The sequence below is a fragment of the Crossiella sp. CA-258035 genome, from assembly GCF_030064675.1.
Classification (GTDB): Bacteria; Actinomycetota; Actinomycetes; order Mycobacteriales; family Pseudonocardiaceae; genus Crossiella.
The window spans coordinates 5,907,820-5,920,345 of sequence record NZ_CP116413.1; the positions used below are offsets into that span (position 1 = coordinate 5,907,820).

Genomic DNA, 12,526 nt, shown 5'->3' on the forward strand with positions numbered 1-12,526 from the left:
CGCTCCGGCGGCCGACGTCGCACCGGCTCCGATGCCAGCGGCCACTCACGGTGCGGTGGTTGTCCAGCCCGGCTGCACCTCATTCTACGGCGACGCAGCTGGGGCAAGCGCGGTTTATCCACAGGGAGGCGGGCTGTGGCGAGTTGTCCACAGGGCGGTGCGGAGTGGGTTGCTCAGCGCTCGACGATGGTGAAACCGTGGGGCACGGCCTTGGCGAGGAACAGCGGCGCCTTGCCCTGGGCCGGACGTGCGGAACGCCAGAGTGCGGACTCGCGTTGCTCGCGCATCGCCGCCGACACGGCGCCCAGGTCGAAGTCCCGGCGGAGGGCGCCGCTGGAGGCGAGCATGTGGATGGCCTCGTAGATCGATTCGGTGATGCTGGACAGCGGTGCGGCAGTGGCGCCGAAGCGGTTCCGGTAGCGGTGAAGAAAGGCGGTGTTGGTTGCGGAGTCGACCTCTTGGAAGTAGCTGAACGCGCTGTACACGCCCTGGGCGGCGACGCCGCCGGTCAGCTCGCGGGTGGACTCGTCGAAGGCCATGGACAGCGTCCGGCAGCGGGACCGCAGGCCCGCGGCATGGCTCTGGCGCTCGAAGTGGGCTTCGTCGGAGCCGACGAAGGTGGAGATCACCAGGCTGGCGCCGGTGCTGATGATCTCCTCGATGACGTCGGCGAAGTCCTTGGTGCCCAAGGGTTTGTACCGTTCGGCGACCACTGAGCCGCCGAGCCGTTCGATGATGCGGCGGGCCTCGCGGTTGCACACGCGCGGCCAGACGTAGTCATCGCCGCACAGGAAGGTGCGGCCGCCGGTCTCGGCGACCAGCGCGGGCAGCGCGGCACGCAACTGGGCGGAGGGCCGCTCCCCCAGGCGCACCACGTTGGGCGAGTAGCGGCCGCCCTCGTTGATCGGCGTGTGCACGAGCAGGACACCCAGCCGCCGGGCCCAGCGGGCCAGGGCGGGGAACACAGCGGAGGTGCAGTTGGTGATCACCACCCGGCAGCCGTCGGCGTGGACCAGGCGACGGAGCTGTTCGGCGCCGATGTCGGGCGAGCTGGCGTCGTCGCGGACCACGACCTGGAGCTGGCAGCCGTCCACGCCGCCGTCGGCGTTGACCTCGTCGGCGGCCATCCTGGCCAGGTTCTCACTCGGCCCGCCGAAGATGCTGGCCGGGCCGGACTTGCTGACCAGCACGCCGATCCGGATCGTGCGCGGTCCGGCCAGCTCCTCGAGGGGGTCGTAACCGCGCTGCCGCAGCAACCAGGTGACCGCGTCGTCCGGCACCTCGACGCCGAGGCGGACGGTGGTGCCGCGACCGCCGTTGGTCAGGGTCATGGTGCAGGAGACCCGGCCGGGCCAGGGCACCTGCTGCTCGATGACGATCTTGTGCGGTGGGTCCAGGTAGGCGATGCGGCCCACGGCCTCGATGGTCGGGCTCTGCGGGTCGGATGGGTTGACCGGGAGCTCGAAGCGGACCAGTCCGCCGACCATGAACGCGTCGTAGTCCGCGCCGAAGAGCCAGCCTGCCGCTTTGTCCTGTCCCAGCAGTCCGAAGACATCCCCCGGTGGCAGGGCGACGTCCCGCTGCTGCGTCAGTACGAGGTTCCCCACCTGCGCTGTTCCGCCTCCGGATCGCGGTGCTTCTCCGTGATCGTAGCGAGTCCGTCCAGCGACGCTCCGTACAGGGTGCTCAGGAACGCCACCACATCGTTGATCGGTTCGACCCGGAGGGAGTAGTAGCGGTACTTGCCCGCGGGGCGCTCCTGCACCATGCCGGCCTCGCGCAGCACCTTGAGCTGCATCGACACCGCAGTGCGGCCGATGTGGTCGATGTGCCCGGCCAGCTGGGTGACGGTCAGTTCGCCGTGCTCGCGCAGCAGGCTGAGCACGGTGCGACGGGTGTCGTCGGCCAACGCGTCAAATGCGGACGCACCACCGCCCACAGCAACCACCCACCATGCTCGCTCGGCCCCCATTACCGCCCCAATTTGATCACTGTAGGCGATCCACCCGGTAACCAGCAAGACAAGTGGGTGATTCTCCGGCACCCAACCGGCGCAGGGCGGTCAGCCAGTCGCGTCAAGATCCATTGACACGTAACGGTAGGCTCAATACGCTTCGGTAACTCGGCGCGCCCACTACCGCAGACGGAGGGGATTTTCGGCCATGGGAACAGTCCCTCCCAGTATCGAAGATCTCCGCGCGCTTGCCAAGCGTTACAACTTCACCCTCGACGACGCCGATCTGGAGTCCTTCCGCGGGCTGATGGCCCCCACGCTGGCCTCCTACGACGCGGTGGAGAAGCTCTACGCCGAACTCGCCCCGCCGATGCCCAGCCGCAGCTACGCCGTGCCCAGCCCGGCGGAGAACCCGCTCAACGCCTGGCAGCTCTACACCGAGCTGTCCACCCGCGAGGACGGCCCGCTGGCCGGGCGCAGGGTGGTCATCAAGGACAACATCGCGGTGGCCGGCGTGCCGATGGGCAACGGCTCCCGCTCGTTACAAGGCTTCGTGCCGCGCGAGGACGCCACCGCGGTGCGCCGACTGCTCGACGCGGGCGCGACCATCGTCGGCAAGGGCACCTGCGAGGACCTCTGCTACTCCGCGGGCAGCCACACCGCCCACTCCGGCCCGGTGCGCAACCCGTGGGACCCCGAGCGCACCTCCGGCGGCTCCTCCTCCGGGCCCGCGGTGCTGGTGGCCACCGGCGAGGCCGACCTGGCCCTCGGCGGCGACCAGGGCGGCTCGATCCGCATCCCGGCCGCCTTCTGCGGCGTGGTCGGCCACAAGCCCACCTACGGGCTGGTGCCCTGCACCGGCGCGTTCAGCATGGACAACACCCTCGACCACCTGGGCCCGATCACCCGCACCGTGCGCGATGCCGCGCTGATGCTGACCGCGCTGGCCGGGCACGACCCCGAGGACCCGCGCCAGGACTCCGCGCTCAAGCCGCGCGACTACCTCAAGCGCCTGGACGAGGGCGTCAAGGGCCTGCGGATCGGCCTGCTCACCGAGGGTTTCGACATCCCGGGGCTGTCCGAGCCCGGGGTCGACGACGCCGTCCGCAACGCCGCCCACGCCCTGGAACAGGCGGGCGCGCGGGTCACCCCGATCTCGGTGCCCTGGCACCGCACCGGCATGGCCGTCTGGACGGTCATCGCCACCGACGGCATCGCCTGGCAGATGATCGAGGGCAACGGGATCGGCCGGAACTGGGCCGGGCGCTACGACCCCGAGCTGATCGCGCACTTCGGCCGCGGCCGCGCCGAGCACGCCGACGCCTTCTCCGAGACGGTCAAGCTGGTCACCCTCAACGGCGGCTACACCATCGACAAGTACCACGGCGCGCACTACGGCATGGCGCAGAACCTGGTGCCGCACCTGATCAAGGGCTACGACCAGGCGCTGGCCGAGGTCGACGTGCTGGTGCTGCCCACCGCCCCGCACGTGCCCAAACCGCTGCCCGGCCCGGGGGCCAGCCGCGAGGAGTACGTGGTCGCCGCGCTGGGCCTGGTGCCCAACGTGGCCCCCTTCGACGCCAGCGGCCACCCCGCGATCGCGGTCCCGGCGGGCCGGGTGGACGGCCTGCCGGTGAGCATGATGATCGTCGGACCGCACCACCGCGACGACCTGTGCCTGCGCGTGGCCAGGGCCGTCGAGACCGCGCTGGGTGGCTTCCCGCCCGCACCCGCGCACGCCTTCGCCGCGACCAGGGAGCAGCCATGACCATCCTGCCCGAGCACGGGCTGCCCGCGGAGTTCGGCAGCCCCAGCCCCGAGCAGCTGCTCTTCTACTGGATGCCGGTGGAGGGCAGGCGGCACGCCATCTGCGGCGCGCACGGCTCGCACCGGCCGGGCCAGCCCGCGGACACCCTGTGCGGGCGCCAGGTCCTCACCCGCACCGCCTCTGAGCACGAGTGGATCCGCTGGGCGACCTGCGACGACTGCTGGCACATCGCCAAGACCGCGCAGGCCGCGCTGTCCCGCCGGACCTGATCTCGAAAATGCCGTTGCGAGCGCCGAACACGGCGGTTTAGCGTGGCGGTACACGAGAGAGGAGGTGGTCCAGCGTTGGATATCAACAGGACTCGTGAGGTGGCTGTCCGCTAGGACCGCCTTCGGCTTCACTGAGCGAATTCCAGACAGCTACCGGCCCCCGGACCTCCGAGCCCAGTCCGACTCGGCCCACCCAGCTACCGGTGGGAGACAGGTCCGGGGGTTGCTGTCTGTCTAGAGGCCGCTCAGCGCGGCGCCTGCCACCAGCACACCGGCCGCGATCAGCCGGAACAGCCGCGGCACCGTCTTCTCCGTCAGCAACGCGGCCAGCAGGTAGGCCACCGCGGCCAGCACCGCCATCTCCACCGAGGGCAGCGCCGGGGTGAATGCGAACAGGCCGCCGATCCGGCTGAGCAGGAACACCAGCACCGGCCCGAGCAGCGCGATGAAGGCGTTGCCCGCCACCTGGAGCATGCCCAGCAGCCACCAGCCCACCGTCACCGCCAGCAGCGTCACCACCCCGACCACGATCCCGGGGCTGGTCAGCGAGTCGACGGGCACCCAGCCGCTCGACGCGTCGCACGGCTCGCTCGGGCACGAGGAGGGCAGCAGCGGCAGCACCGCCAGCCACAGCAGCACCACCGAGGCCCCGACGGCCGCGGCCGCGGCGCAGCGGATGACCAGGCGCAGGGGTTGGGCTTCGACCATGAACGAATCGTGGCAGAGTCCGGGCGTCGGCGTGCGCGCGCCGGGTTGCTCCGGCAGGGTTGAATTCATGAACCGAGCGCTGGACGCCGATGAGCTGCAGAGCGAGTTCGACGCGCACGCCCGCCGCTACGACCTGCTGGTGGGCGCGAACCTCGGTTACCACCGGGACCTGCGCCGCGCCGCGAGCCGCCTCGGCCTGCGCGAACAGGGCGGCGGGCAGCGGGTGCTGGACCTGGGCTGCGGCACCGGCGCCTCCACCGCCGCCGTGCTGGCCGCCTACCCGCTGGCTACCGTGGTCGGCGCGGACGCCTCCGGCGGCATGCTGGCCGCCGCGCGCGGCAAGCCGTGGCCGGGCAGCGTGTCCTTCGTGCACGCCAGGGCCGAGCGGCTGGCCGCGGCCGGGGTGCGCGGGCCCTTCGACGCGATCTTCGCCGGGTACCTGCTGCGCAACGTCGCCGACCCGGACGCCGTGCTCACCGACCTGCTCGCGCTGCTGCGCCCCGGCGGCCACCTGGTGCTGCACGACTACACCCTGGACCGCCGACCGCTCAGCCGCCTGGTCTGGACCGCGGTGTGCTGGGGCGTGATCATCCCGGCCGGGCTGCTCACCACCGGGCGCACCGGCCTCTACCGCTACCTCTGGCGCAGCGTGCTGGACTTCGACCGGGTGGACGCGCTCCAGGACCGGCTGCGCCGCAACGGCTTCACCGAGGTCCGCGCCGGATCGGCCGGGGGCTGGCAACGCGGCGTCACGCACACCGTGCGCGGCCGCCGGGAACTCGACGGAGGCACCGCATGATCCCCCTGGGCACCGACCGGCGCGCGGTCAAACACCTGCCGCGCGGCAGCCGCGCCGACGTCAAGCACCTGCCTGCCCGGCCCAGGGTGGTGGTGGTCGGCGGCGGCATCGCCGGGCTGGCCGCGGCCACCGCGCTGTCGGACCGGGGCGTGCAGGTGGTGCTGCTGGAACGCGAGGCCTACCTCGGCGGGCGGGTCGGCGGCTGGCCGGTGACCCTGGCCGACGGCAGCGAAGCCACCATGACCCGGGGTTTCCACGCCTTCTTCCGCCAGTACTACAACCTGCGCCAGCTGCTGCGCCGCGCCGACCCCGAGCTGCGCGCGCTCACCCCGCTGACCGACTACCCGCTGCTGCACAGCAACGGCCACGCCGACACCTTCGCCGGGCTGCCCACCACCCCGCCGTGGAACGCCGCCGCGTTCGCCTTGCGCAGCCCCACCTTCACCTGGGCCGAACTGTCCACAGTGGACGGGCGAAGAGCGATGACGCTGCTCGACGTGCGGGTGCCGGAGACCTACGCCGAGCTCGACCACATCGACGCGGTGGAGTTCCTGGACCGGATCGGCTTCCCGGTGGCGGCCAGGGACCTGGCCTTCGAGGTGTTCTCCCGCAGCTTCTTCAGCGATCCCCGGCTGCTGTCCGCGGCCGAACTGGCGGTGATGTTCCACATCTACTTCCTCGGCTCCAGCGAGGGCCTGGTCTTCGACGTGGCCGCCGACCCGTTCCCGCACGGCCTGTGGGAACCGTTGGGGCGCTACCTCTCCGGCCGCGGCGTGGACATCCGCACCGGCGTGCGGGTGGCCGCGGTGGAGCCCAGCGCCCGCCGCCGCTACGCGGTGCACCTGGCCGACTCACTGGCCCCGCTGGAGGCCGACGCGGTGGTGCTGGCCACCGATGTCGGCGGCCTGCGCACCATCGTCGGCGACTCCCCCGGCATCGCCACCGCGGACTGGCGCGGCACGGTCAGCAGGCTGCGCACCGCACCCCGCTTCGGCGTGCTGCGCCTGTGGCTGGACCGGCCGGTGCGCGCCGACCGGGCAGGTTTCCTGGGCACCGCCGGGTTCGGGCCGTTGGACAACATCAGCGTGCTGGACCGCTACGAGCACCAGGCCAGGGACTGGGCGGCCCGCCGCGACGGCGCGGTGGTCGAACTGCACGCCTACGCCATCCCCGCGGACGCGGTGCTGGTCGACGTGCGCGCGGAACTGCTGGCCCAGCTGGGCAAGGTGTACCCGGAGACCGCGGACGCCCGGATCGTGGACGAGCGCTTCGAGATCCGCTCGGACTGCCCGCTGTTCCTGCCCGGCACCTACACCGAGCGGTTAACGGTGACCACTCCGGAGGACTTCCTGGTGGTGGCGGGCGACCACGTGCGCACCGGACTACCGGTGGCGCTGATGGAACGCGCGGCCACCTCGGGCTTCCAGGCCGCCAACGCGGTGCTGGGCCAGTGGGACGTGCAGGGCCGGACGCTGTGGACGGTGCCCACCCAGGGCCGCAGCCCGCTGCTGCGCACACTGGCCCGCCGGTTGCGCTGAGGGCTCAGCCGGGGAAGCGGCCGGTGCGGCGCAAGGCGTACCGCCGCTCGGCGTAGTCCAGGTCGTCCCGCCACAACCGTTCCGCCGCCCAGCGCATCACCGGCCGCACCACCGGCGCGGCGGCCCTGGCGAAGCGGAAACCGGGCCGGTCGGAGTGCGCGATGGTCGCCTCGATCACCGCGGTGCGGCCAGGGCCCAGTGGCGTGGCATGGGTTTCCACCACACTGCCGGTGCCCTCGCCCTCGACGATGTGCATCACCACCGTGCGCGGCTCCGGGCAGGTGAAGGCCGCCAGCACCGGCACCCCGACCCGGCCGCCCAGCCTGAAGGTCACCTCGACCAGGAAGCGGTCCTCCTCCTCGTCGTGCTCCGGGGCGGAGACCACCCGCAGGTTGGCGAAGGAGTACGGGTGGAACCAGGCCCCGTGCCAGGGATCCAGCCGGTTGGCCACCACGTCCTCCGGCTCGCAACGGCCGAGCACGGTGGCCACCGCGGACAGCGCGCCGGCGGCGGGGCGTTGCGGCAGCACGGGTTCCGGCAGCGGTTCCTCGCCGCCGACGGAGTCCAGCCGGACCCAGGCCAGCACACCGTCGTCGTGCGCGGGAAACGGCTGCCAGCCCGGGAAACCTTCCGCGCCCAGGGCCAGCCCGTGCCAGCGGCACAACAGCTTCCCGCCGTGCACCGCGGCCTGGCACAGCGGCGCGCCCAGGTGCGGACACGAGCCGGGCGCGGCGTGCAGCGTGCCGTCGGTGCCGCGCCAGGCCACCACCTCGACCCCGGCGATGGTTCGACCGAACGGCCTAGTGGCGGGGACCTCCGTGCTGGCGGCCAGCACGAACCAGTTCCCGGCCGGCCGGGCCTGCGCGCGCTTGAGGGCGGCGGCGATCAGACCGGGCTTGGCCGCCCGCCAGGTCGGCTCCTGCTCCGGCCAGGCCGGGGTGTTCAGCAATCGCAACGGCAGACCACGGCGGGGCATACTGCAACGCTAGTACGCACAGTGACATCCAGCGACCGCACGCGCGCATGTGGGTGGAATCCACTGTTTCTCCCGGCGGTGTGGTGCCCGCGCACATGGTCAGCGGGCCCCGACTTGCCTACCGTCGGAGTCCATGACCACTCAACCAGGGCTGATCGGGCGCACCGCACTGGTCACCGGCGCCGCCAGCGGCATCGGACTGGCCATCTCCAAGATGCTGGCCTGCGCGGGCGCGACCGTGCACCTGGTGGACAAGAACGGCCCGGCGGTGCACACCGCGGCCGAGGACTACGGCGGCGTGGCACACGAGATCGACCTCAGCGATCCCGCCGCGATCGACACTCTTCCGTCCACAGTGGACATTCTGGTGAACAACGCCGGCATGCAGCACGTGGCCGGGATCAGCGAGTTCCCGCCGGAGGTGTTCCGGTTGATGCAGGACGTGATGGTCACCGCGCCGTTCCTGATCCTGCGGAAGGTGTTGCCGCACATGTACCAGCGGCGGTGGGGGCGGGTGGTCAACATTTCGTCCGTGCACGGGCTGCGCGCCAGTCCGTTCAAGTCGGCTTATGTCGCGGCCAAGCACGGGTTGGAGGGGTTGAGCAAGGTGGTCGCGCTGGAGGGGGCTCCGTACGGGGTTACCAGCAACTGCATCAACCCGGCTTATGTGCGGACGCCGTTGGTGGAGAAGCAGGTGACTGACCTTTCGCATGCGCATCGGATCAGTGAGGAGGAGGTGCTGACCGATGTCCTGCTGGATCGGACCGCGGTGAAGCGGCTGCTGGAGCCTGCGCAGGTGGCTGAGGCTGTGTTGTGGTTGTGCAGTCAGCAAAGCGGGCATCTCACCGGAATCTCCATCCCTATCGACGGCGGTTGGACTGCGCGGTGAGGGATTCGCGGGTGAGGTGCTCGCAGCGCGTTTGCTGTTACATTGGCGCGCTCCGCGCGCGGGATTTTTTCGCTCTTGAGTCGTGCGTTCGTGCCCCCGACACACGCGAAGCAAGCTTCGGAGTGTCGGGGGCACGAACCCACGACGCGAAAAAATCAACCCCACCGCTGAGTTAAGAGCCCGGCGTGTCGCTGGCGCGCCACGCCTCTCTTCGCGGATGGGGACTTTTACCCTCTTGCTCCCCTGCCCTCCCGATGACGTGAGGTGATCCATGTCCCTGCCCACCGCCGCTCCCGCGCGGTCCTCCATCACTCGTATCGTTGGCGCCAGCATGATCGGCACCACCATCGAGTGGTACGACTTCTTCCTCTACGGCTCGGCTGCCGCGCTGGTGTTCAACACGCTGTTCTTCCCCACCTCCGACCCGCTCACCGGCACCCTGCTCGCCTTTGTCACCTACGCCATCGGGTTCATCGCCCGGCCGTTGGGCGGGATCGTGTTCGGGCACTTCGGGGACCGGCTCGGGCGCAAGAAACTGCTGGTGATCAGCCTGCTGATGATGGGAGGCGCGACCTTCCTGATCGGTCTGCTGCCCACCTACGCCACCATCGGCGCGGCCGCTCCGCTGCTGCTCACCCTGCTGCGGCTGGTCCAGGGCTTCGCGCTCGGTGGCGAGTGGGGCGGGGCGGTGCTGATCGTCTCCGAGCACGGGGACCCGAAACGGCGTGGTTACTGGGCTTCCTGGCCGCAGGCCGGGGTGCCGGCAGGCAACCTGCTGGCCACCGCGGTGCTGGCGGTGCTGGCCGCGGTGCAGCCCGAGGCCGACTTCCTGGAGTGGGGCTGGCGGATCCCGTTCCTGCTCTCCGGCGCGCTGGTCGCGGTGGGGTTGTGGATCCGGCTGGCGGTGGCGGAGTCGCCGGTGTTCCTGGCAGCTCAGGCCAAGGCCGAGCAGACCGGTGAGCGCGAGGCCCCGCCGATCGTGCGGGTGTTGCGCGAGCACCGGCGCGAGGTGCTGGTGGCCATGGGGGCCCGGTTCGCCGAGAACGTCTGCTACTACATCCTCACCGCGTTCATCCTGGTCTACCTGACCGGACCGCTCGGCCTGCCCAAGTCCACCGGCCTGAACGCGGTGCTCATCGCCTCGGCCATCCACTTCGTCTCGATCCCGCTGTGGGGCGCGCTGTCGGACCGGCTCGGGCGCAAACCGGTGTACCTGTTCGGCGCGATCGGCACCGGGCTGTGGGGCTTCGCCTTCTTCGCCTTGCTGGACACCAAGTCCTTCTGGCTCATCACCCTGGGCACCACGGTCGGGCTGATCCTGCACGGCGCGATGTACGGGCCGCAGGCGGCGTTCTTCTCCGAGCTCTTCGGCACCAGGGTCCGCTACTCCGGCGCCTCGGTCGGCTACCAGCTGGCCTCCATCTTCGCCGGAGCGCTGGCCCCGCTGATCGCCACCGCCCTGTTGCAGCAGTTCGGCTCCTCGTTCCCGATCGCGGTGTACCTGTTCCTGGCTGCCGTGCTGACCACCGGCGCGGTGCTGCTCTCCCGCGAGACCAGGGGCGAGCAGCTCGGGTGAGCGAGTCCGACCTGGCCCAGTTGCTCGGCCTGCTGGCCACCGGCGCCGAGGCCGAGCAACTGGCCCGGCCCCTTGCCACCGCACGGGAAACCGGCCTGCCCGCCGCGCGACTCCGCGTGCTGGCCGAGGCGACCGAGCACGCCCTGCGCATCCACCGCACCCTCGGCCAGCACCGGCGGCGGGAGGCCGAGCTGGCCGCGCTGTTCGACACCGCGGGCGACCTGGCCGCGCTGCGCGACGTGGACGCGGTGCTGCGCTCGATCGTGCGGCGGGCCAGGCTGCTGCTGGGCACCGACCTGGCCTACCTGAGCCTCAACGACGAGACCGCGGGCGACACCTACATGCGGGTCACCGACGGCTCGATCTCGGTGCGGTTCCAGCAGGTCCGGCTCGGCATGGGCGAGGGCCTCGGCGGGCGGGTGGCGCACACCGCGGAGCCCGCGGCCACCGCCGGCTACCTCAGCGACACCCAGTTCGCGCACACCGCCGCCATCGACGCCGCGGTCGCCGACGAGGGCCTGGTGTCCATTCTCGGCGTTCCACTTCGCCTGGCGAACAGGGTCATCGGGGTGCTGTACGCAGGTGAACGGGACACCCGCTCGTTCACCCCGGAGGAGATCGCCTTGCTCACCAGCCTCGCCGACCACGCCGCCGTCGCCCTGGACACCGCCCGCCTGCTGGAGCAGACCCACACCCACCACGAGGCCCTGCGCCGGGCCGAGGCCGCGCACGACCGGCTCACCGATCTGGTGCTGCGCGGCGGCGACGTGCACGACGTCGCGGTCGCGGTGGCCGAGCTGCTCGGCGGCGGCATCGCCGTCCGCGACGCCGAGGGCGCGGTGCTGGCCCGCACCGGCACCGCCCCGCCCCGGGTGCCGGCCCAGGCGGTGGCCGAGGCCAGGGCCAGTGGCCGGGCGGTGCGCAGCGGCAGGCGCTGGGTGTGCGCGGTGCTGGCCGGGGCGGAGCTGCTCGGCACCATGGTGCTCACCGACCGCCCCGAGCTCACCGAGGCCGACCAGCGGCTGTTCGAGCGCGCCGGGGTGGTCACCGCGCTGGTGCTGCTGCTGCGCCGCTCGGTGGCCGAGGCGGAGAACCGGGTCCGCGGCGAACTGCTCACCGACCTGCTTGCCGGCACCGCCGACCCGGACGCGCTGCTCGCCAGGGCGGCGCGGCTGGGGGTGGACCTGGGACGGCGGCAGGTGGTGCTGGTGGCGGAGAGCGCGCGGGAGCGGGTGGGGGTGGCGGCGGCCAGGGTGGCGCGGGCGGCGCAGGGGCTGGCGGCGGGGGCGGTGCTGCTGGTGCCCGGGGAGGATCCGGGGGCGGTGGCGCGGACGGTGGCGGCGGAGCTGGGGGCGGCGGTCGGCGGGCCGGTGACGGTGGGCGGGGCGGGGCCGGTGGTGGTGGCGGGCGGGGCAGGCGGGGGCGCGGCGGGTGGGGGCGCAACGGGTGGGGGCGCGATCGGTGGCGGCGGAGCGGGCGGAGGCGCGGCGGGTTCGGGGTTGGCGGGGTCGGGGCGGGGTGTGGCTGACGGGTTGGGCGGGCTTGGCGCGGCGCATCGCGAGGCGCAGCGGTGCCTGCGGGCGCTGCTCGCCCTCGGCCGCCGGGGCGAGGGCGCCGCCGTGGCCGAGCTCGGCTTCGTCGGCGTGCTGCTCGGCGACCGGGCCGACGTGGCCGGGTTCGTCCGCGACACCCTGGGCGCGGTGCTGGACTACGACGCCCGGCGGGGCACGGAGCTGGTGCGCACGCTCACCGAGTACTTCGGCCACGGGTGTTCGCCCGCGCGGACCAGGGAGGCGCTGCACGTGCACGTCAACACGGTCACCCAGCGGCTGGAGCGGGTGGCCGACCTGCTGGGCGCGGACTGGCAGGAACCGGCGCGGGCGCTGGAGGTCCAGCTGGCGTTACGGCTGCACCGGTTGTCCGGCTGAGCTGATCCGCAGCGGCGGCAGGGCGGTCCAGGTACGCCGGGCCTCGCCCCGGACCCTGGTCCCGCCACTCCGCGCGCCCGTGCACGCCGGGGAACAAGGGCGGGCGCAGCTGGCCGGGGCG

At 72.2% G+C, this 12,526-nt stretch carries 11 protein-coding genes; 7 read left to right on the top strand and 4 right to left on the bottom strand.

The features are described from left to right. Positions 1 to 173 precede the first annotated feature (173 nt). A complete protein-coding gene (locus tag N8J89_RS26540) occupies positions 174 to 1,607 on the bottom strand; it encodes an ABC transporter substrate-binding protein (protein WP_283659730.1) in 1,434 nt (477 codons plus the stop codon). Further along, positions 1,589 to 1,972: an ArsR/SmtB family transcription factor gene (locus tag N8J89_RS26545; RefSeq protein WP_283666252.1), complete on the bottom strand. Its 384-nt coding sequence runs from the start codon at positions 1,970 to 1,972 to the stop codon at positions 1,589 to 1,591. The genes N8J89_RS26540 and N8J89_RS26545 overlap by 19 nt, the downstream gene beginning before the upstream one ends. 190 nt (positions 1,973 to 2,162) lie before the next feature. On the opposite strand from N8J89_RS26545, the gene N8J89_RS26550 reads away from it, so the two are divergent. Together N8J89_RS26550 and N8J89_RS26555 are read left to right on the top strand one after the other, a co-directional pair. After that, the gene (locus tag N8J89_RS26550) at positions 2,163 to 3,722 is read left to right on the top strand and encodes an amidase (protein WP_283659731.1); all 1,560 of its coding nucleotides are present in this window, start codon (positions 2,163 to 2,165) and stop codon (positions 3,720 to 3,722) included. Beyond that, a complete protein-coding gene (locus N8J89_RS26555; protein WP_283659732.1) occupies positions 3,719 to 3,991 on the top strand; it encodes an HC3 family zinc finger protein in 273 nt (90 codons plus the stop codon). Before N8J89_RS26550 ends, N8J89_RS26555 begins: the two co-directional genes overlap by 4 nt. A 234-nt stretch (positions 3,992 to 4,225) precedes the next feature. Here the strand turns inward: N8J89_RS26555 and N8J89_RS26560 are convergent, their stop codons facing one another. Further along, positions 4,226 to 4,699 (bottom strand): hypothetical protein, encoded by a 474-nt coding sequence (locus N8J89_RS26560; protein ID WP_283659733.1) that lies wholly within the window; start codon positions 4,697 to 4,699, stop codon positions 4,226 to 4,228. A 67-nt stretch (positions 4,700 to 4,766) separates the two neighbouring features. Here N8J89_RS26560 and N8J89_RS26565 point away from each other — a divergent pair, with 67 nt between their 5' ends. Both N8J89_RS26565 and N8J89_RS26570 read left to right on the top strand, forming a co-directional pair. Next, positions 4,767 to 5,498, top strand: coding sequence for a class I SAM-dependent methyltransferase (locus N8J89_RS26565; RefSeq protein ID WP_283659734.1), 732 nt, complete (start codon positions 4,767 to 4,769; stop codon positions 5,496 to 5,498). Further along, on the top strand, positions 5,495 to 7,036 hold the full coding sequence (locus tag N8J89_RS26570; RefSeq protein WP_283659735.1) for an FAD-dependent oxidoreductase: 1,542 nt from the start codon (positions 5,495 to 5,497) through the stop codon (positions 7,034 to 7,036). The genes N8J89_RS26565 and N8J89_RS26570 overlap by 4 nt, the downstream gene beginning before the upstream one ends. A 4-nt stretch (positions 7,037 to 7,040) precedes the next feature. Here the strand turns inward: N8J89_RS26570 and N8J89_RS26575 are convergent, their stop codons facing one another. Beyond that, entirely contained in the window at positions 7,041 to 8,012 is a 972-nt protein-coding gene (locus N8J89_RS26575; RefSeq protein WP_283659736.1) for a DUF5914 domain-containing protein, read from the bottom strand. A 133-nt stretch (positions 8,013 to 8,145) separates the two neighbouring features. On the opposite strand from N8J89_RS26575, the gene N8J89_RS26580 reads away from it, so the two are divergent. The 3 genes from N8J89_RS26580 (at position 8,146) to N8J89_RS26590 (ending at position 12,405) form a co-directional block, all read left to right on the top strand. Next, positions 8,146 to 8,901 (top strand): 3-hydroxybutyrate dehydrogenase, encoded by a 756-nt coding sequence (locus tag N8J89_RS26580; protein ID WP_283659737.1) that lies wholly within the window; start codon positions 8,146 to 8,148, stop codon positions 8,899 to 8,901. Between the two features lie 331 nt (positions 8,902 to 9,232). Next, on the top strand, positions 9,233 to 10,477 hold the full coding sequence (locus N8J89_RS26585; protein ID WP_502868333.1) for an MFS transporter: 1,245 nt from the start codon (positions 9,233 to 9,235) through the stop codon (positions 10,475 to 10,477). After that, a complete protein-coding gene (locus N8J89_RS26590) occupies positions 10,474 to 12,405 on the top strand; it encodes a helix-turn-helix domain-containing protein (protein ID WP_283659739.1) in 1,932 nt (643 codons plus the stop codon). Before N8J89_RS26585 ends, N8J89_RS26590 begins: the two co-directional genes overlap by 4 nt. Positions 12,406 to 12,526 lie beyond the last annotated feature (121 nt).